This is a genomic window from Pantoea folii (genome assembly GCF_056678875.1).
The window spans coordinates 165,756-185,211 of the sequence record NZ_JBWXON010000005.1; the positions used below are offsets into that span (position 1 = coordinate 165,756).

General features: G+C 54.1%; 17 protein-coding genes. 16 read left to right on the plus strand and 1 reads right to left on the minus strand.

All coding sequences use genetic code 11. From position 1 onward, the window contains the following. Positions 1 to 9 precede the first annotated feature (9 nt). The 15 genes from otsB to cheZ all read left to right on the plus strand — a co-directional run bounded on the left by otsB (position 10) and on the right by cheZ (position 17,387). The gene (gene otsB, locus AC1MDE_RS08620; protein ID WP_034821859.1) at positions 10 to 798 is read left to right on the plus strand and encodes a trehalose-phosphatase; all 789 of its coding nucleotides are present in this window, start codon (positions 10 to 12) and stop codon (positions 796 to 798) included. Continuing rightward, positions 795 to 2,234 carry an alpha,alpha-trehalose-phosphate synthase gene (gene otsA, locus AC1MDE_RS08625; protein WP_160868190.1) on the plus strand — a complete coding sequence of 480 codons (1,440 nt, stop codon included), beginning with the start codon at positions 795 to 797 and terminating at the stop codon, positions 2,232 to 2,234. Before otsB ends, otsA begins: the two co-directional genes overlap by 4 nt. A gap of 960 nt (positions 2,235 to 3,194) precedes the next feature. Beyond that, positions 3,195 to 3,545 carry a flagellar transcriptional regulator FlhD gene (gene flhD / locus AC1MDE_RS08630; RefSeq protein WP_034821852.1) on the plus strand — a complete coding sequence of 117 codons (351 nt, stop codon included), beginning with the start codon at positions 3,195 to 3,197 and terminating at the stop codon, positions 3,543 to 3,545. After that, positions 3,545 to 4,123: a flagellar transcriptional regulator FlhC gene (gene flhC, locus AC1MDE_RS08635; RefSeq protein ID WP_034821849.1), complete on the plus strand. Its 579-nt coding sequence runs from the start codon at positions 3,545 to 3,547 to the stop codon at positions 4,121 to 4,123. The genes flhD and flhC overlap by 1 nt, the downstream gene beginning before the upstream one ends. Before the next feature lie 131 nt (positions 4,124 to 4,254). After that, positions 4,255 to 5,142, plus strand: coding sequence for a flagellar motor stator protein MotA (gene motA, locus AC1MDE_RS08640; protein WP_034821846.1), 888 nt, complete (start codon positions 4,255 to 4,257; stop codon positions 5,140 to 5,142). Then, positions 5,139 to 6,170 (plus strand): flagellar motor protein MotB, encoded by a 1,032-nt coding sequence (gene motB / locus AC1MDE_RS08645; RefSeq protein ID WP_034821843.1) that lies wholly within the window; start codon positions 5,139 to 5,141, stop codon positions 6,168 to 6,170. Before motA ends, motB begins: the two co-directional genes overlap by 4 nt. A 10-nt stretch (positions 6,171 to 6,180) precedes the next feature. Beyond that, positions 6,181 to 8,163, plus strand: coding sequence for a chemotaxis protein CheA (gene cheA / locus AC1MDE_RS08650; protein WP_201785664.1), 1,983 nt, complete (start codon positions 6,181 to 6,183; stop codon positions 8,161 to 8,163). A gap of 22 nt (positions 8,164 to 8,185) precedes the next feature. Further along, positions 8,186 to 8,683 (plus strand): chemotaxis protein CheW, encoded by a 498-nt coding sequence (gene cheW / locus AC1MDE_RS08655; protein ID WP_034821837.1) that lies wholly within the window; start codon positions 8,186 to 8,188, stop codon positions 8,681 to 8,683. Positions 8,684 to 8,853: 170 nt separating this feature from the next. Further along, complete coding sequence (locus AC1MDE_RS08660; protein WP_480344476.1) at positions 8,854 to 10,530, plus strand: methyl-accepting chemotaxis protein; 1,677 nt, start codon at positions 8,854 to 8,856, stop codon at positions 10,528 to 10,530. 249 nt (positions 10,531 to 10,779) lie between these two features. Then, positions 10,780 to 12,450 (plus strand): methyl-accepting chemotaxis protein, encoded by a 1,671-nt coding sequence (locus tag AC1MDE_RS08665; protein WP_480344477.1) that lies wholly within the window; start codon positions 10,780 to 10,782, stop codon positions 12,448 to 12,450. A 165-nt stretch (positions 12,451 to 12,615) separates the two neighbouring features. After that, positions 12,616 to 14,295 (plus strand): methyl-accepting chemotaxis protein, encoded by a 1,680-nt coding sequence (locus AC1MDE_RS08670; RefSeq protein WP_058959711.1) that lies wholly within the window; start codon positions 12,616 to 12,618, stop codon positions 14,293 to 14,295. A 90-nt stretch (positions 14,296 to 14,385) separates the two neighbouring features. After that, positions 14,386 to 15,261, plus strand: coding sequence for a protein-glutamate O-methyltransferase CheR (gene cheR / locus AC1MDE_RS08675; RefSeq protein ID WP_034821825.1), 876 nt, complete (start codon positions 14,386 to 14,388; stop codon positions 15,259 to 15,261). Beyond that, positions 15,258 to 16,307, plus strand: coding sequence for a protein-glutamate methylesterase/protein-glutamine glutaminase (locus AC1MDE_RS08680; protein WP_058959712.1), 1,050 nt, complete (start codon positions 15,258 to 15,260; stop codon positions 16,305 to 16,307). The genes cheR and AC1MDE_RS08680 overlap by 4 nt, the downstream gene beginning before the upstream one ends. A gap of 39 nt (positions 16,308 to 16,346) precedes the next feature. After that, positions 16,347 to 16,736 carry a chemotaxis response regulator CheY gene (gene cheY, locus AC1MDE_RS08685; protein WP_058959713.1) on the plus strand — a complete coding sequence of 130 codons (390 nt, stop codon included), beginning with the start codon at positions 16,347 to 16,349 and terminating at the stop codon, positions 16,734 to 16,736. 9 nt (positions 16,737 to 16,745) lie between these two features. Then, a complete protein-coding gene (gene cheZ / locus AC1MDE_RS08690) occupies positions 16,746 to 17,387 on the plus strand; it encodes a protein phosphatase CheZ (RefSeq protein ID WP_058959714.1) in 642 nt (213 codons plus the stop codon). 47 nt (positions 17,388 to 17,434) lie between these two features. On the opposite strand, the gene AC1MDE_RS08695 is transcribed toward cheZ, so the two are convergent. Then, the gene (locus tag AC1MDE_RS08695; protein WP_058959715.1) at positions 17,435 to 18,256 is read right to left on the minus strand and encodes a DeoR/GlpR family DNA-binding transcription regulator; all 822 of its coding nucleotides are present in this window, start codon (positions 18,254 to 18,256) and stop codon (positions 17,435 to 17,437) included. 376 nt (positions 18,257 to 18,632) lie between these two features. On the opposite strand from AC1MDE_RS08695, the gene AC1MDE_RS08700 reads away from it, so the two are divergent. After that, entirely contained in the window at positions 18,633 to 19,430 is a 798-nt protein-coding gene (locus AC1MDE_RS08700; protein ID WP_058959716.1) for a GolD/DthD family dehydrogenase, read from the plus strand. The last annotated feature ends 26 nt before the right edge of the window (positions 19,431 to 19,456 follow it).

Below are 19,456 nucleotides of genomic sequence, written 5' to 3' on the forward strand. Positions count from 1 at the left end.
GGAGGAGACGTGACCCCTGCGGTTAATCAGAACAGCACCTTGCCGTCATTAAGTGGCGGTCTTTATGCCTTCTTTTTTGATGTCGACGGCACGCTAGCGACCATTCAGTCGCAACCCGAGTCGGTTTCCATCCCCGCATCGGTGCGCCAGCATCTGCAACAAATCTCCAATCTGAGTCATGGCGCCCTGGCGCTGGTATCGGGCCGTCCGATTGCGCAACTGGATGCACTGGTTGCGCCACTGGAAGCGCCCGCTGCGGGCGTGCATGGTGCGGAACGCCGTGACGCCAGTGGGCACGTGCACCGGCATTCGCTGCCTGGCGACATTGCGCAAACGCTGCAAACCGAACTGCAGCAAACACTCGACCAATGGCCAGGCACCCTGCTGGAAGTGAAAGGCATGGCGTTTGCGCTGCACTATCGCAACGCGCCCGAGTACGAAAAATCCATCATGCAACTGGCGGAAGACGCCGTGACGCGCTTTCCTGCGCTGGCACTACAGCCGGGCAAGTGTGTGGTGGAGCTAAAACCGCAGGGCATCGATAAAGGTGCTGCGGTACGTGAATTTATGCAAGAAGCCCCCTTTATTGGCCGCATTCCGGTCTTCGTGGGTGACGATCTGACCGATGAAAAAGGATTTCTCGCCGTTAACGCCATGCAGGGCATTTCAGTCAAGGTCGGAGAAGGCGCCAGCCATGCGCGCTACCGTCTCGACAGCGTTGATGCGGTATGGCACTGGCTGGCGCAACTATTATTACAACTAGAACATGACATCGTCGGTAAGGAGTCAAGGTTATGAGTCGTTTAGTCGTGGTATCTAACCGTATCGCCATTCCGGATGGAGGCAAAGCCAGCGCGGGGGGTCTTGCGGTGGGCATTTTGGACGCGTTACGCACCACCGGAGGCTTGTGGTTTGGCTGGAACGGAGAAATCAGTGAATTCTCTGGCGAGGAAGAGGATGAGCCACTTTCGCAGATTGAACAGGATGGCATTACTTATGCCTCACTGCCGCTCAATCAGAACGATTATGATCAGTACTACTGCCAGTTCTCTAATACCGTTATCTGGCCGGCTTTCCACTATCGTCTGGATTTAGTGCAGTATCAGCGCGAAGCATGGGATGGCTATTGCCGTGTGAACACCTTGCTGGCCCAGCGCCTGAAGCCGCTGCTGCAACCTGACGATGTGTTGTGGATCCATGATTACCATCTGCTGCCGTTTGCGGCCGAGTTGCGCAAACTGGGCGTCAACAATCGTATCGGCTTCTTCCTGCACATTCCGTTCCCGACGCCGGAGATCTTCAATGCTCTGCCACCGCATCAGACACTGCTGGAGATGCTGTGCGATTACGACCTGCTGGGATTCCAGACCGAGTCCGATCGCGTAGCCTTCCTCGATAGCCTCAGCCAGTTGACGCAGTTGCAGAATAAAGGCGAGAAGAAACACCGTGCCTTTGGCAATACCTTTATGACGGAGGTGTATCCGATTGGTATTGAGCCGGATAGCATCAAAGAGATGGCCGAAGGACATCTGCCACCGAAAATGGCGGCGATGAAACGTGAGCTGGGCGATGTACAAAATATTATTGCCAGCGAGCGGCTCGATTATTCAAAAGGATTGCCGGAACGCTTTCTGGCTTATGAGGCACTGCTGGAGAATTTCCCGCAGCATCGCGGCAATATCCGTTATTCACAAATCGCGCCGACGTCCCGTGGCGATGTGCAGGCTTATCAGGATATTCGCCATCAATTAGAGACGGAAGCGGGGCGTATTAATGGCAAGTACGGCACGCTCGGCTGGACACCGCTCTATTATCTGAACCAGCACTTTGATCGCCGCCTATTGATGAAAATCTTCCGCTTAACCGATGTGGGTCTGGTCACGCCACTGCGTGACGGCATGAACCTGGTGGCGAAAGAGTATGTTGCCGCGCAGGACCCGGACGATCCGGGCGTGCTGGTGTTGTCACGCTTTGCTGGGGCAGCGAACGAACTGACATCGGCATTGATCGTGAATCCTTACGATCGTGATGAAGTGGCTGCCGCACTCGACAGGGCACTCACCATGCCGCGCACCGAGCGCATCTCGCGCTACAACGACATGATGGCGGTGTTGCGCAAGCAGGATATTACGCAATGGCGTGAGAGCTTCCTGCGTGATTTAAATGCATTACCTGCGCGCAGCGCCGATCATGGTATCGCCAATAAAGTCGCGACCTTCCCGAAACTCGCCTAAATCTGCTTTCCGGTGCGCAATGCTGCGCACCGTTTTCACTGCCCATCTTAAACCTGCGAAATCGTTTTCATTTCCTTAAGAAGTAACTGCCTGACACGGCAGCTAAAATCGCACGTTTTGGTTAAAAAGAGTGCAATCGAACGTGAAAAAAGCTTTTTTTTCATGTCGGCTCTAAAGGTTTGGTTGGTCAGGCCGATAGTTATCTCAAATCAATGCGTCAAATCCCCAATTCATTCATATAACTAATGTAACGCACTGTTACATCCACTGCCGTTCGCTAAACACTCCCTACAAAGCCCTAACAGTTCCCAGGCGCGCTGCGTCCAGTCTTCACGCTTATCTATCATCATGGTGGTAGTGCATTTCAGCAATATTCCCTGTAAGTGATTAATTTAGAAGCAAATAGTTTTTACCAAAATCAGCATATTATGCTGCCTTTATGATTTTAAGTGGCTGCATATCGCCATTTAAAACCAACTAAACAGATAAAAGATCGCGTTGTCATGACAATCGACCACACAGGCTAAAAAGGGGCTTTTTAGAGTGAAATATTAGCGAAATAATTCAAATTCGCTCAAAAAACGTACAACAGAAAAGCAATTCTGAAGCTTCCAGGAAAAAATTTGCCTTAAAAGTGTGACGTAGATCACACTTTATCTAAAATTTCGCACCACTCACGTTGTATGTAGAAATCAGACGATATAGATTTGCGTTGTTTTCGGATTAGTCTTAAAAAACTGTAAGCAGACGTCACGGAAGATGGTTACAACTCAAGAAAAGATTGGCCTGGAGTTTTGACTACTACTGATCAGTGTCCCGGCGGGAAGTGAAACAGTTCAGTACACGTTGGCTTTGCCTGATTATTTTTTGCCATCTTTAGATTTACCAACCAGCAACCCGAACCATAGAACTTTTAATTCTGTGGCCGTATATGTGTCGCGTCTATCAGGATGGAAAAAAATGGGTACATCAGAATTACTAAAACATATATATGACATCAATCTGTCATATTTGCTTCTTGCTCAGCGTTTAATTAACCAGGAAAAAGCTTCAGCAATGTTTCGTTTAGGCATCGATGAATCGATGGCAGATGCATTGTCGCAATTAACCTTGCCTGAGATGGTAAAATTAGCGGAAACCAATCAACTGGTTTGCCAGTTCCGTTTTACCGATCACAACCATATTAATCGTTTGACTCAAGAATCACGCGTGGATGACCTGCAGCAAATCCACACCGGCATTTTATTATCCAGCCGTTTACTGCGGAACGCGTCAAAAGATGATGCTTCTGCGAAGAAGAGGGCGGTTTAATGACCGAGAAAAGTATTGTTCAGGAAGCGCGCGATATTCAGCTGGCCATGGAGCTGATTACGTTGGGCGCACGACTGCAAATGCTGGAAAGCGAAACCCAGCTGAGCCGTGGTCGCCTGATTAAACTGTATAAAGAGCTGCGTGGTGCACCACCACCGAAAGGCATGCTGCCATTCTCAACCGATTGGTTCATGACCTGGGAACAAAATATTCACTCATCGATGTTCTGTAATGCCTGGCAGTTCCTGTTGAAAACCGGGCTGAGCAATGGTGTTGAAGCGGTCATCAAAGCGTATCGCTTGTATCTTGAGCAGTGTCCGCAATCGGACGAGGGCCCGCTGTTGGCGCTGACGCGTGCATGGACCCTGGTGCGATTCGTTGAAAGCGGCATGCTGGAATTGTCTGACTGTAAATGCTGTGGCGGGAGCTTTATTAATCACGCTCATCAGCCCGTTGGCAGCTTTGTTTGCAGCCTGTGCCAGCCGCCATCACGTGCCGTAAAAAGACGTAAACTTTCTGCAGATTCTGCCGATACCTTTCCACAACTGCTGGATGAACAGGTTAAACGCGCCGTTTAAGTTTGTTCGCATCGTGGAAAACATCCAGCAGCGGCTTAGTCCGCTGCTTTTTTTTGCCCACGATTTACGAATAACACCTGCGGCTCTCTGGCTTAACTTCTACCAACACGTTACGGACGTAAGGATTTTTTGTGCTGATTATTCTGGGTTATATCGTGGTCGTCGGCTCCGTGTTGGGCGGCTATATGATGGTCGGTGGCCATCTGGGGGCGCTTTATCAACCTGCCGAGCTGATTATTATCGGCGGTGCCGGTATTGGTGCCTTTTTAGTGGGCAACAATGGCAAGTCGATCAAGAAAACATTAAAAGCCTTGCCAATGTTAATGCGCGGCTCGAAATATAACAAAGCTGTATACATGGATTTAATGGCACTGCTGTATCGCCTGATGGCGAAATCACGTCAGCAAGGCATGCTTTCATTAGAACGTGACATTGAAGATCCCAGCCAGAGCGAAATTTTTGCTAACTATCCGCGTATTTTGTCCGATAAACAGTTGGTGGATTTTATTACCGACTATTTGCGATTGATGGTGAGCGGAAATATGAATGCGTTTGAAATTGAAGCGCTGATGGACGAAGAGATCGAGACCTACGAGCACGAGTGTGAAGTGCCGGCGCAAAGTATATCGGCCATGGGCGATGGCTTACCTGCCTTCGGTATCGTAGCGGCGGTGATGGGCGTGGTACATGCACTGGCCTCAGCCGATCGCCCGGCAGCAGAGTTGGGCGCGCTGGTCGCACACGCCATGGTGGGAACCTTCCTTGGTATCTTGCTGGCTTATGGCTTTATCTCGCCGCTGGCGTCAGTGCTGCGTCAGAAGTGTGCTGAAACTACCAAAATGATGCAGTGCGTCAAGGTGACCTTGCTCTCCAGTCTGAATGGTTACGCACCGCAGATCGCCGTGGAGTTTGGGCGTAAAACCCTGTATTCCGCTGAGCGTCCGTCGTTCTCCGAGCTGGAAGAACATGTGCGTAACGCGAAAAATCCTGCGAAACAAACCTCGGATCAGAACTCATGAAGGCAGGCAATCGCCCCATTGTGCTGGTTAAAAAGCGCAAACATAAAGGTCATCATGGCAGTCACGGCTCGTGGAAGATTGCCTATGCCGACTTTATGACGGCGATGATGGCGTTCTTTATGGTGATGTGGCTGCTCTCAATTTCCAGCCCGAAAGAGTTGATTCAGATTGCAGAATACTTTCGTACACCGCTGAAAGTCGCGCTGACCGGTGGCCAGCGCAGCAGCGACAGCGAAAGCCCGATTCCCGGTGGCGGTGATGATCCAACACGTAAAGACGGCGAAGTGAAGAAAGTGGTCGATATGGATGCGCAGAAGAAAAAGCTGGAGGAGATTCGTCTGAATCGTCTGCGCGAAAAGCTGGACCAGTTGATTGAAGCCGATCCGCGTCTGAAAGCACTGCGTCCGCATCTAATCATCAACATGGTGGAAGAGGGGCTGCGCATTCAGATTATTGATAGCCAGAACCGCCCAATGTTCAAAACCGGTAGCGCAGAAGTGGAGCCGTACATGCGTGACATCCTGCGCGCCATTGCGCCGGTTCTGAATGATATTCCGAACAAAATCAGCCTGGCTGGCCATACGGATGACTTCCAGTATGCGACGGGCGATCGCGGCTACAGTAACTGGGAACTCTCAGCCGACCGTGCCAATGCCTCACGCCGTGAACTGGTGATTGGCGGGCTGGATGGGGGCAAAATGCTGCGCGTGGTGGGCATGGCTGACACCATGAAGTTAAAGAATCGTGGTTCGAACGATGCTGTAAACCGTCGTATCAGTCTGCTGGTGTTGAACCATGACACCCAGGCTGCGATAGAGAAAGAGAACTCTGAGAGCGATGCCGCGCAGATAACTGACCCGGCACAAATTATTCCCGACATTACCGCACCGACCGGTCCCGCTGCATCTGCTGCACCCGCAAGTTCTACCGCTACTCCGGCTTCGCCGGCCAGTGCGGTGGCGCCTGCACCAGCAGCGCAGCCAGCGGCAGGCGCGGTGACACCAGACCAACCCTCACAGCCGAGGTGATCCCGTGAGCATGGACATCAGCGATTTTTACCAGACGTTTTTCGATGAAGCCGATGAGCTGTTAGCGGATATGGAGCAACACCTGTTGGGATTGGATCCCCAGGAGCCCGATTCCGAGCAGTTGAATGCCATCTTCCGCGCCGCCCACTCCATTAAGGGCGGAGCCGGTACGTTTGGCTTTACGGTTTTACAGGAAACCACCCACATCCTGGAAAACATTCTGGATGGTGCGCGCCGCGGCGAAATGCAGCTTAGCACCGACATCATCAACCTGTTTTTGGAAACCAAAGATATTATGCAAGAACAGCTCGATGCCTATAAAACGGCGCAGGAACCCAACGCAGAAAACTTCAAATATATCTGCGAAGCACTGCGTCAGCTGGCGCTGGAAGCCAAAGGAATCGCACCCGAGCCGGCGAAAGTGGCTGACGTGGTAGAGATCGCCGCCGCCCCAGCATCAGCAGCGGGTTTACGCCTGCAACTAATCGATTTGAAAGAGAAAGAGCCGGAACTGATGCTGGAGGAGCTGGGTAATCTCGGCACTGTTTCCAACGTGGTGAAAGGCACCAATTCGCTGGAAGTGACCATTGATGGCGTTGGTAAAGACGACATCGTTGCGGTGCTCTGTTTTGTGATTGATGAAGCGCAGATTCACTTCCCGGAAGGCGCGGCCGCCGTCGCAGCAGCACCTGCCGAAGCCGTTACAGTGGAAGCCCCTGCACCGGTGCAAACTGCCACCGTAACCGACATCACCCCACCAGCCAAACGTGAAGCGAAACGTGCGGCAGCGCCGACCAAAACCAGCGAATCCAGCAGTATTCGTGTTGCGGTTGAGAAGGTGGATCAGCTGATCAACCTGGTCGGCGAATTGGTGATTACCCAGTCGATGCTGGCACAACGTTCTGGCGAACTGGATCCTGTGGCTCACGGCGACCTGCTGAACAGCATGGGCCAGCTGGAGCGTAACGCGCGTGACCTGCAAGAGTCGGTGATGTCGATTCGTATGATGCCGATGGAGTATGTGTTTAGCCGCTTCCCACGTCTGGTGCGCGATTTGGCCAGCAAGCTGGGCAAAGAAGTGGAGCTGACGCTGCTGGGTAGCTCTACTGAACTGGATAAGAGCCTGATCGAGCGCATTATCGATCCGTTAACGCACCTGGTGCGTAACAGCCTTGACCACGGTATCGAAACGCCAGAGAAGCGTCTGGCATCGAGCAAAACAGCGGTGGGCAATCTGACGCTGTCAGCGGAACATCAGGGCGGCAATATCTGCATCGAAGTGATCGATGACGGTGCCGGTCTGAATCGTGAACGTATTCTGGCGAAAGCCCTGTCCTCTGGCCTGCCGGTCAGCGACAGCATGAGCGATGAAGAAGTCGGCATGCTGATCTTCGCACCGGGCTTCTCAACGGCGGAGCAGGTCACTGACGTGTCCGGCCGTGGTGTGGGCATGGACGTGGTAAAACGAAACATTCAGGAGATGGGCGGTCACGTCGAAATCTCCTCGAAGCAGGGCAAAGGCACCACTATTCGCATCCTGCTGCCACTGACGCTGGCCATTCTTGATGGCATGTCAGTGCGCGTGGCGGATGAAGTGTTCATTCTGCCGCTGAACGCGGTGATGGAATCCCTGCAGCCGACCGCTGAAGAGCTGAAACCGCTGGCCGGTGGCGAGCGCGTGCTGGAAGTGCGTGGTGAATACCTGCCGCTGGTGGAACTGTGGAATGTGTTTGATGTGCAGAATGCCAAAACCGATGCGACCCAGGGCATCGTGGTGATTCTGCAGAGCGCAGGCCGTCGTTATGCACTGCTGGTGGATCAGCTGATTGGCCAGCATCAGGTGGTGGTGAAGAACCTGGAAAGCAACTACCGCAAAGTGCCGGGCATTTCTGCCGCCACCATCCTCGGCGATGGTAGTGTGGCGCTGATTGTGGATGTCTCTGCACTGCAATCGTTGAACCGTGAAAAGCGTGTGGCCGGTGCCGCAGCGTAATAGATAAATAAAGGGCAAAAAAATGACTGACATGGCAACCGTGACCAAAATCGCTGGCGAAACCGTGGGCCAGGAATTCTTAGTTTTCACCCTGGGTGACGAAGAGTACGGCATCGACATTCTTAAAGTGCAGGAGATTCGGGGTTACGATCAGGTAACGCGTATCGCCAACACCCCAGAATTCATCAAGGGTGTGACGAACCTGCGTGGCGTGATTGTGCCGATCATCGACCTGCGCGTGAAGTTCGCGCAGCAGGATGTGGAGTACAACGAAAACACCGTGGTGATCGTGCTGAATCTTGAGCACCGCGTCGTGGGTATCGTGGTGGATGGCGTGTCTGACGTGCTGTCTCTGATGCAGGAACAGATTCGTCCGGCACCAGAATTTGCGGTCACCATGTCCACCGAGTACCTGACCGGCCTCGGCGCACTGGGCGAACGTATGCTGATTCTGGTCGACATCGAGAAGCTGCTGAGCAGCGAAGAGATGGCGCTGGTGGATACGCTGCGTAGCGCGTAATCATCGACAATCACGGGCTGGCAGCATCGGCCCGTGATAATTCCGCTCTGAAATAATTCCTATAAAAATCAGATAATAACAATATTTATTCACACAACTTTCATTAAACTCCCTGCCTCGCCCGCCGATAAATATTGCGTTCCATTTACTTACTTTTCCCAGGGCTATCTATGTTAAAAAAAATTCGCGTCGTCACCAGTCTGCTGGTGGTGCTACTGATGTTCGGCCTGCTGCAGGTCATATCCGGATCCATATTCCTCAAAGCCTTAAACGACGACAAATCCAGCTTCAATGTGTCGCAGTTAGCGAGCCAAAACCTTTCGGCGCTGAATGATGCTTACATGAGCCTCAACCAGAGCCGTGTAGTACTGACGCGCATCCAGTTGCGTATCGCCACCAGTAAACTGGCCAACAAAGAGCCGGATATTGAGGGGCTGTTCAACGACAGCAAACAGTTCCAGCAAAAAGCAGCGGATAATTTCAAACTCTATATAGCGATTCCGGATACACCGGGACAAAATAAGGAACTCACAGGTCAACTGGATGAGGGCTATACCGCTTACGCCACGGCATTAAGCCAGATGCAGGATGCGCTTCTCGCCAACGATTTATCGAAAGCGGGCAGCGTGCCAGTAGCACCGAGCCAAAGTAACTTCCTGAAAACTTACACCGACTGGCGTGCGGATGTGGCGAAACTGGCAGCACAAGGCCAGGAAAAAAATGCCGATGCCTTCAGCCGCATGAGCTGGATTCTGGGCGCTATCATGGTGATGGTATTAGTGGTGATTGGACTGTGCTGGGTGAACCTGCGTCGCATCCTGATTAATCCATTGAACACTAACATTGCCCACATTCAGTCGATCGCGCAGGGTGACCTGACCCAGAGTATTAGCGTTGAAGGCCGCAATGAGATGAGCCAACTGGCGAACAGCCTGCATGACATGCAGCAGTCGCTGGTGCGTACTGTCAGTCACGTGCGTGACGGATCTGATGCCATCTTCACCGGCGCGAGTGAAATCTCGGCAGGTAACAACGATCTCTCCGCTCGTACGGAAGAGCAGGCTGCCTCGCTGGAACAGACCGCAGCCAGCATGGAACAGCTGACCGCCACAGTGAAACAGAACGCCGAAAACGCCCGCCAGGCGTCACAGCTGGCGTTGAGTGCCTCTGAAACCGCACAGAAGGGCGGCAACGTGGTGGAAGGCGTCGTACGCACCATGAGCGATATCGCCGGGAGTTCAAAGAAGATCGCTGATATCACTAGCGTGATTGACGGTATCGCCTTCCAGACCAACATCCTTGCGCTGAATGCAGCGGTGGAAGCGGCGCGTGCTGGCGAGCAGGGGCGTGGCTTTGCGGTGGTGGCAGGTGAAGTTCGCAACCTGGCACAGCGCAGCGCCCAGGCGGCGAAAGAGATTAAGGGTCTGATTGAAGATTCTGTCAATCGCGTCAACAGCGGTTCGCAGCTGGTGGGCACCGCCGGTGAAACCATGAGTGAGATCGTCAATGCGGTCACCCGTGTGACCGATATTATGGGCGAAATCGCCTCAGCGTCTGATGAACAGAGTCGCGGTATCGACCAGGTCGGTCAGGCAGTGACGGAAATGGACCGCGTGACCCAGCAGAACGCCTCGCTGGTGGAAGAGTCTGCTGCGGCAGCGGCTTCGCTGGAAGAGCAGGCCAGCCGCCTGAGCCAGTCGGTGGCGGTATTTCGGGTGCCACGCGCAGTACAGCCTGGCATGGCCAGTGCCGAAGTGCGCCATCCGCAGATCGCGCCGCCGGTGTTGAGTGCACCACGTAAAGCTGTGACTTCACCAGTCAGCGACAGTAACTGGGAAACGTTTTAATCGCTTGCAGTGGTGTGCGCTGGCGCACCCACTGCCGCAATATCCTTTTATTCCAATAGTATCAATGCGCTTTTATCGTTTACCCGATAAAGGCGCATTTTTTTTAATGACAATTTCTTTAGTTATAAAACACTGTAAAGAAAGTTATTGGCAGAATTATATTTCGTAAAATCCGTTAAAGCCCCTCAAAATTTAACAACTGCGGTCGATAACAGCGGGAGCCGAAATGCCTCACTCTTTGGAGAACCCATGTTAAAACGAATCAATGTTGTCACCAGCCTGATCGCAGTCTTGCTGGTCTTTGGTGCTTTGCAGTTACTGTCGGGCGGATTGTTCTGGTCTGCCTTACAAAAAGATAAAGAAGCTTTTGCCGTGGCACAGACGTCGACCAACAACGTCGGCGCGATGTCCGATGCCTGGATCGAACTCAACCAGACCCGTACCGTATTGAACCGCGCGATGCTGCGCATGCAGGGTAGTGCAGCCGCACAAGCGAATGGCGGCCAGCTTCAGGCGCTGATTGCGCAGACTGAAAAGCAGCTGGATGTTGCGGCTGGCCATTACCAGCGTTACTACGATTTGCCGGGCACGCCAGGCTTACCGGATGCGTTGCGCGATCGCCTGGAAACGGACTACGCCGCCTTCAACGATGGTTTGAAAGCGATGCTGGAACGTTTGAAAGCTAACGATCTGCAAGGCATGTTTGCGCAGAACATTGAAGCCAAACAGGTGAAGATGAAGGCCACCTATGCAGAGTGGCGCACGGCGCAGAGTGCGCTGGCGGCGGAAGGCGTGGCGCAGAACCAGCAAGCGTTCCACACCATGATGTGGCTGCTGGCGGTGGTGGCATTGGTGGTGGTGTTTGTGATTGTCGGCTGCTGGTTCGGTCTCAGTGCGGTGCTGATCCAGCCATTGCATCAGCTGCTGGGCCATATCCGCCATATCGCTTCTGGCGATCTGACGCAGCATATTGCCGTGGAAGGGCGTAACGAGATGACCCAACTGGCGGCCAGCCTGCATGAGATGCAGCAGTCGCTGGTGCGTACCGTCAGCAACGTGCGTGACGGTTCTGATGCTATCTTCACCGGCGCGAGCGAAATCTCGGCGGGCAACAACGATCTCTCCGCCCGCACTGAAGAACAAGCGGCTTCACTGGAACAGACGGCGGCCAGTATGGAGCAGCTGACAGCGACAGTGAAGCAGAACGCCGAGAACGCGCGTCAGGCTTCTCAGCTGGCACTCAGCGCTTCCGATACCGCGCGTAAAGGTGGCGAAGTTGTGGATGGTGTGGTGCGCACCATGCATGACATTGCTGGCAGTTCGAAGAAAATCGCCGATATCATAAGCGTGATCGATGGCATTGCTTTCCAGACCAATATTCTGGCACTGAACGCTGCGGTAGAAGCGGCGCGTGCCGGTGAGCAAGGGCGTGGCTTTGCAGTGGTGGCCGGTGAAGTGCGTAATCTGGCACAGCGCAGTGCGCAGGCGGCGAAAGAGATTAAAGGTTTAATTGAGGATTCGGTGAATCGTGTTAATAGCGGTTCGCAGCTGGTCGGCACCGCCGGTGAAACCATGAATGATATCGTCGGCGCGGTCACGCGTGTCACGGATATCATGGGCGAGATCGCCTCAGCGTCGGATGAGCAGAGCCGCGGTATTGATCAGGTCGGCCAGGCGGTCACTGAGATGGATCGCGTGACGCAGCAGAATGCGTCGCTGGTGGAAGAATCCGCCGCTGCTGCGGCATCGCTGGAAGAGCAGGCCAGTCGTTTGAGCCAGTCAGTGGCGGTATTCCGTGTGCCGCGTGCCTCGCAGGCCACTGCGGCGGTGCGCTTGTCACCGAGCGTGCAGCCGGTGCTGAGTACACCGCGCAAAACTGTCACCGCGCCAGTGAGTGACAGCAACTGGGAGACATTTTAAACGTTTTTAACCGGGCGCACGCAGGTGCGCCCGTTTACCTGTCGGCACACTTTAATTTATCCCTGATCCTCCTTAATTCCCGCTGGTCCAACCCGTTGCAGACAACATAAAGATCCCTCTGTGAACGCCGATAACAGGAGCGATCCGCCAACCAATGAGGTGTTTATGTTTAGTCGTATTCGTGTCGTTTCCGGGCTGTTATGTGTGCTGGCACTGTTTGCCTTGCTGCAGCTGTTTTCCGGAGGGATGTTTTTTACCACGGTGAAAGCCGATAAAGAGAATTTTGCCTATAACCAGCGTCTCAGTACGCTGCAACGGGCGATGGGCACCTCTTGGGTATCGCTGGTTCAGGCGCGTAACACGCTGAACCGTGCAGGGATCCGCTATTTGCTGGACAGCCAGCAAGCTGGCTCAGGCGCAACCGTGAAAGATTTGGTCGCGCTGGCAAGTGAGGAGTTGAAAACCGCTGACCAGGCTTTTGCCGAGTTCAACGCGAATTTGTCTGAGAAGGGCAAAAGTGCGGAGAACGTCAAGACGCTGCAGGCCAACTACAACGCCTTCCGTGGTGGACTGGCCGAGCTGATTGATTTCCTGGGTAACGGGAACTTCAAAGGCTTTGTCGATCAACCAACGCAGGGTATGCAGGATAAATTCGAGAAGGATTACACCGCATGGCTGAACTACAACATCGTGCTGGCAAAGCAGGGTATTGATGCCAACGAAAGCGCCTATCAGCACTCCATCATGCTGGTGATCGGTACTTTGCTGGTGACCCTGCTGGTGATTGCACTGGTGTGGAGCGGCATGCGCAACGTGCTGATTCGTCCGTTGAAACAGAGCATCGACCATATCCGTCACATCGCGCGTGGCGATTTGACGCAGCAGATTGATGTCAGTATGCGCAACGAGATGGGTGAATTACTCAGCTCACTGCAGCACATGCAGCAGGAGCTGGCGAATACCGTGCGTACCGTGCGTGATGGTTCAGACGCTATCTACACCGGTGCCAGTGAAATCGCCATGGGTAACAACGATCTCTCTTCACGTACTGAACAGCAGGCCGCTTCTCTGGAAGAGACGGCTGCCAGCATGGAGCAGTTGACCGCCACCGTGAAGCAGAACGCCGAAAACGCCCGTCAGGCTTCACAACTGGCGCTGACTGCCTCTGAAACCGCGCAGCACGGCGGCAAAGTGGTGGATGGCGTGGTCACCACCATGAAAGAGATCACCGGCAGCTCGAAGAAAATCGCGGACATCATCAGTGTGATCGATGGCATCGCGTTCCAGACCAACATTCTGGCACTCAACGCGGCGGTTGAAGCGGCACGTGCGGGTGAACAGGGCCGTGGCTTTGCGGTGGTGGCGGGTGAGGTGCGCAGTCTGGCACAGCGCAGCGCCCAGGCAGCGAAAGAGATCAAAGGTCTGATCGAAGACTCGGTGAGTCGCGTCAACACCGGTTCGGTGCTGGTGGAGAGCGCGGGCGAAACCATGACCAACATCGTCAACGCCGTCACTCGCGTCACCGACATCATGGGCGAAATCGCCTCGGCGTCGGATGAGCAGAGTCGCGGAATCGACCAGGTGGGTCTGGCCGTGAACGAGATGGACCGCGTGACACAGCAGAACGCCGCGCTGGTAGAAGAGTCAGCCACGGCGGCTGCCGCACTGGAAGATCAGGCCAGTCGACTGAAACAGTCGGTTGCGGTGTTCAATATTGGTAAAGAATTTGTCGCTCAGGCCGTTAACGTATCTACAGCGCCAAAAATGTTGCGTCCAGCCGCAGTCAAAGCGCTGGCTCAACCCGCAGGTGCACGTAGCGCGGACGATAACTGGGAAACCTTTTAATCCGTGTGGCCGCCGCAAGGCGGCCCAACTGGCAGCACAGCAGTAATCGCAGTATCACAATTTAATCAGTTTGTTGCCGGGTGACCTGACATGAAGAAATCGACGTTATTGGATCAAAGTGAAGCGACAACGCTGCTCTCGCAAATGGTGCAGCGACTGCCGCTCTCAGATACGCATTTTCGTCGTATCAGCCAGCTGATCTATCAACGCGCAGGCATCGTGCTGGCCGATCACAAGCGGGAGATGGTTTACAACCGCTTAGTGCGCCGTTTGCGCACGCTGAATATTGATGACTTTGGTCGTTATCTGGCGTTGCTGGAGCAAGACCAGAACAGTGCAGAGTGGCAGGCGTTTATTAACGCGTTGACCACCAACCTGACCTCATTCTTCCGCGAGGCGCACCATTTCCCGATCCTCGCGGATCATGCGCGTAAGCGCAGTGGCAGTTACAGCGTGTGGAGTACCGCCGCCTCAACCGGCGAAGAGCCGTACTCCATCGCCATGACGCTGGCGGAAACGCTGGGTACCGGACCGGGTAAGTTCCAGGTGCACGCCAGCGACATTGATACACAGGTACTGGAAAAAGCCGTGGCGGGGGTCTATCGCCAGGAAGAGCTGCGCACCTTATCGCAATCGCAGCTGCAACGCTTTTTCCTGCGTGGCACCGGGCCGCATGAAGGCATGGTGCGCGTCCGCTCCGATCTCGCCAGCATGGTGAACTATTCGCAGCTGAATTTACTGGCCAACGACTGGGCGTTGCCGGGTCCGTTCGACGCAATATTCTGTCGTAACGTGATGATCTATTTCGATAAAGAGACGCAGGAAAAAATCCTGCGCCGTTTCGTTCCCCTGCTGAAGCCCGGCGGTGTGCTGTTCGCTGGACACTCAGAGAACTTCAGCCAGATCAGTAAAGAGTTCTGGCTGCGTGGACAGACAGTCTATGGATTGACCAAGGAAAGACGATGAGCAAAATCACCGTGATGTGCGTAGATGACTCTGCGCTAATGCGACAGTTGATGACGGAGATCATCAACAGCCACGCCGATATGGAGATGGTCGCAACCGCGCCCGATCCGTTGGTGGCGCGGGATTTAATCAAGCAATACAACCCACAGGTGCTGACGCTGGACGTCGAGATGCCGCGTATGGATGGCCTCGACTTCCTGGAGAAGTTAATGCGCCTGCGGCCGATGCCAGTCGTGATGGTGTCATCGCTGACCGGTAAAGGATCGGAAGTGACATTACGCGCGCTGGAATTGGGCGCAGTGGATTTCGTCACTAAGCCGCAGTTGGGTATTCGCGAAGGCATGCTGGCGTACAGTCAAATGATCGCCGACAAAATTCGCGCAGCGGCGCGAGCTAAACTGCATGCGCGCCCGGCCACACCTGGCCCGGTGATGCTAAAAGCCGGCCCGCTGCTGAGTAGTGAGAAGCTGATTGCAATTGGCTCTTCCACCGGCGGCACCGAGGCGATTCGCCATGTATTGCAGCCGCTGCCCGCGACCAGCCCGGCGCTGCTGATCACGCAACATATGCCACCAGGCTTTACCCGCTCGTTTGCCGAGCGCCTGAACAAGCTGTGCCAGATCACCGTGAAAGAAGCGGAAGATGGCGAACGTATTTTACCCGGTCATGCCTATATCGCACCGGGCGCCATGCACATGGAGTTGGGCCGCAGCGGCGCCAACTACGTGGTGAAACTGAATGATGGCCCGCCGGTAAACCGTCACAAGCCGTCTGTTGACGTGCTGTTCCGGTCCGTGGCGGTGCACGCAGGACGAAATGCCGTGGGTGTCATCCTCACCGGGATGGGTAACGACGGTGCCGCCGGGATGCTGGAAATGCATCGCGCCGGTGCCTGGACCATCGCGCAGGATGAAGCCAGTTGCGTCGTCTTTGGTATGCCGCGCGAAGCGATTGCGATGGGCGGCACCAGTGAAGTAGTCGATTTAGGACACATCAGTCAGCACATGCTGGCAAAAATTAGCGCCGGACAGGCATTGCGAATTTAACGAGCCCGTCCTGCCGGACGAGACAACACAGGAGTAGATATGGCTGATAAAAACATGCGCTTTTTGGTGGTGGATGACTTCAATACGATGCGTCGTATCGTCCGCAACCTGCTGAAAGAGCTGGGATTCAACAACGTTGAAGAAGCAGAGGATGGTGTTGATGCACTGACCAAACTGCGTGCGGGTGGATTCGATTTCGTGGTATCCGACTGGAACATGCCCAACATGGACGGTCTGGAACTGCTGAAAACCATTCGTTCTGATGCAGCGTTGAGCAAGCTGCCCGTGCTAATGGTCACGGCAGAAGCGAAAAAAGAGAACATCATTGCAGCCGCCCAGGCCGGTGCCAGCGGTTATGTCGTGAAGCCGTTCACCGCAGCCACGCTGGAAGAAAAGCTGGGTAAAATTTTCGAAAAACTGGGTATGTAAGGAGATGTGATGAGCGACCTTCCGAAACCAACCGAAGAAGCCTCGGCACACGACATTATTACCCGTATCGGCTCGCTGACGCGTATGTTGCGCGACAGCCTGCGCGAATTGGGGTTAGACCAGGCGATTGCCGAAGCGGCGGAAGCCATTCCGGACGCGCGCGACCGTCTGGATTACGTGGTGCAGATGACGGCGCAAGCGGCAGAACGCGCACTCAACTGCGTTGAAGCCGCGCAGCCACACCAGGACCAAATGGAAGCCAACGCCAATAAGCTGAAAGGCCGTTGGGATGCGTGGTTTGAAAACCCGATTGAGCTGGCGGATGCACGCGAGTTGGTTTCGGATACGCGCGAATTTCTCAGTGATGTGCCGGCGCATACCTCGTACACCAACAAGCAGCTGCTCGAGATCATGATGGCGCAGGATTTCCAGGACCTTACCGGCCAGGTGATCAAGCGCATGATGGATGTGATCCAGGAGATCGAGCGTCAGTTGCTGATGGTGCTGCTGGAGAATATGCCTGAAGCCAACGCTGCCGCGCGTAAAGACGCCAGCAGCCTGTTGAATGGTCCGCAGATCCATGCCAATGCACCTGGCGTGGTGGCGAACCAGGATCAGGTGGATGACTTGCTGGATAGCTTAGGTTTCTAATCAGCATTGAAGGGGCGGCTGCGAGTGGGCCGCCCCTGAATTGATGCTCAAAACACCGCGCGTTTTTTTGCCTCTTCAATACCTGCCACCAACACCTGCACACCCAACGCTTCAAACGCCGCAATCTGCGCCGGGGTGATCCCGCGATCGGTAATCAAATAGTGGATTTTGCTCCAGTCACACGGCAGGGCAAACATCGACACCTTATCGATTTTGCTGGAGTCCGCCACCACAAATACCGTACTGGCGGAGTTGATCATCGCCATCTTCACTTTGATGTCGGTTTCGCTGGGGAAGCTTAAACCGAGGCGCGGCGAGATGCAGGCGGTGGCGAGAAACAGCTTTTCCGCCAGCACGTTTTCAAAGAATGAAGCCGCTTTCTCCCCGGAGGTCGATAGCGTCGGAAACTTAAAGGTGCCGCCTGTCAGCAGGATATTAATCCCCGGTTCGCCCCCCAGCTTCAGCGCAATATTCACTGCCGTGGTGATCACCGATAAACGGCGGATGTGGCTGATCGCCTCCGCAATGGCGGTGGTGGTGGTGCCAGAATCGAAAATCACCGTATCGCCGTTTTCGACATACTGCGCGGCCAGACGGCCAATCGCTTCTTTCTCATCAAGATGGGTTTGACGCTCAAGCAGCAGGGCGCCGGTATTCTGCTTGCCGGTCATCAGGGTGGCGCCGCCATGATAACGCTGCACATGCCCGGCTTTTTGCAGCATACGCAAATCGGTGCGGATGGTGGCTTCGGTCAGGCCAAAGGTATCGGTAAGCGCTTTAACCGTGACTGTGCCGTCTTCGCGGATCATCTCCAGGATCTTCTCACGACGCTGCTGCATATCAGCCAGCTGCTCAGTTTTGCTTTTCAATCGAAATGCTCCCTCTTTCCAATCACGGTCTGGTTTTAACCATAAGAAAACCCGTGATGATTTTACTCTGCGTGTTGGGGATTTGCGAGGCGGCTCGCACAAAGATGCATTTTCGAATGAAAATAAGATAAAGCCATGCATTTGATTTCACATACACCCGCCAGCTGTTATTTCTATATCAAAAAACCTGATTTTTTATTATTTGCTTTAAAAACAGCTGGATAAAAATAGTTTTCATCATTTGTATGAAATTTGATCTCACCCACAAACCATTGCGAAACGATAGCTTATATTTTTGTTCGAAAATCAATATTACAGCAAACCTATCCGGCCAGAGATAACCAGAGCCGCTGAACAGGCACACAGGAGAGAAGGGATGAGTGGGGAATACGATGTCAACCTGCGCTACGGCGTGAATACCGATCTGGATCTTACCGGCAAAGTGGCAGTGGTGACCGGTGGCCTGGGTGGGATTGCCATGGCCAGTAACGCCATGCTGTTAGAGAAAGGTGCACGGCTGGCCCTGCTTTACCCTCCATTCGAAAGCGATCGCGTGGCGGCTGTGCAGGAACAATTCTCTGCCGATCGTGTACTGCTGGTGTGCTGTGACGTGACCGATGCTGGCTCAGTCGAGACGGCGTTCGACCAGGTGGAACAGCACTACGGCCACATCGATATCCTGGTGAACTGTGCAGGTTATGTGATGTTACAGCCGGTACTGGAAACCGACTTTGCCGAGTGGCAGAAGCAGATCGCCGTCAATCTCACCGGTCCTTTTCTCTGCTCGCAAGCCGCGGGCAAACGCATGGTGCGCGCCGGGAATGGCGGCAAGATCATCAATATCGCCTCGCAAGCCGCTTCCATCGCCATTGATAACCACGTGGCTTATACCTCTGCCAAAGCTGGCCTGCTTGGAATGACTAAGGTGATGGCCAAAGAGTTCGCGCCACACCGTATCAACGTTAATACCTTGTCACCCACCGTGGTGCTGACGCCGATGGGCGAAAAAGCCTGGCGTGGTGAGAAGGGTGAACAGATGAAGAAACTGATCCCGTTAGGGCGTTTTGCTTACACCGATGAGATTGCCGCCGCCGTGCTGTTTTTCGCCAGCAACGGCAGCGACATGATCACCGGCGCAGATTTAATGATCGATGGCGGCTTCACCATCTGGTAATGCCGCGCCAGCACCAGTAAGGCCTC

Excerpts from the sequence above, each read along its gene's own strand:
- otsA (WP_160868190.1), top strand. The coding sequence starts at position 795 with ATGAGTCGTTTAGTCGTGGTATCTAACCGTATCGCCATTCCGGATGGA.
- flhD (WP_034821852.1), top strand. The coding sequence starts at position 3,195 with ATGGGTACATCAGAATTACTAAAACATATATATGACATCAATCTGTCA.
- flhC (WP_034821849.1), top strand. The coding sequence starts at position 3,545 with ATGACCGAGAAAAGTATTGTTCAGGAAGCGCGCGATATTCAGCTGGCC.
- motB (WP_034821843.1), top strand. The coding sequence starts at position 5,139 with ATGAAGGCAGGCAATCGCCCCATTGTGCTGGTTAAAAAGCGCAAACAT.
- cheA (WP_201785664.1), top strand. The coding sequence starts at position 6,181 with ATGGACATCAGCGATTTTTACCAGACGTTTTTCGATGAAGCCGATGAG.
- cheW (WP_034821837.1), top strand. The coding sequence starts at position 8,186 with ATGACTGACATGGCAACCGTGACCAAAATCGCTGGCGAAACCGTGGGC.
- AC1MDE_RS08660 (WP_480344476.1), top strand. The coding sequence starts at position 8,854 with ATGTTAAAAAAAATTCGCGTCGTCACCAGTCTGCTGGTGGTGCTACTG.
- AC1MDE_RS08665 (WP_480344477.1), top strand. The coding sequence starts at position 10,780 with ATGTTAAAACGAATCAATGTTGTCACCAGCCTGATCGCAGTCTTGCTG.
- AC1MDE_RS08670 (WP_058959711.1), top strand. The coding sequence starts at position 12,616 with ATGTTTAGTCGTATTCGTGTCGTTTCCGGGCTGTTATGTGTGCTGGCA.
- cheR (WP_034821825.1), top strand. The coding sequence starts at position 14,386 with ATGAAGAAATCGACGTTATTGGATCAAAGTGAAGCGACAACGCTGCTC.
- AC1MDE_RS08680 (WP_058959712.1), top strand. The coding sequence starts at position 15,258 with ATGAGCAAAATCACCGTGATGTGCGTAGATGACTCTGCGCTAATGCGA.
- cheY (WP_058959713.1), top strand. The coding sequence starts at position 16,347 with ATGGCTGATAAAAACATGCGCTTTTTGGTGGTGGATGACTTCAATACG.
- cheZ (WP_058959714.1), top strand. The coding sequence starts at position 16,746 with ATGAGCGACCTTCCGAAACCAACCGAAGAAGCCTCGGCACACGACATT.
- AC1MDE_RS08700 (WP_058959716.1), top strand. The coding sequence starts at position 18,633 with ATGAGTGGGGAATACGATGTCAACCTGCGCTACGGCGTGAATACCGAT.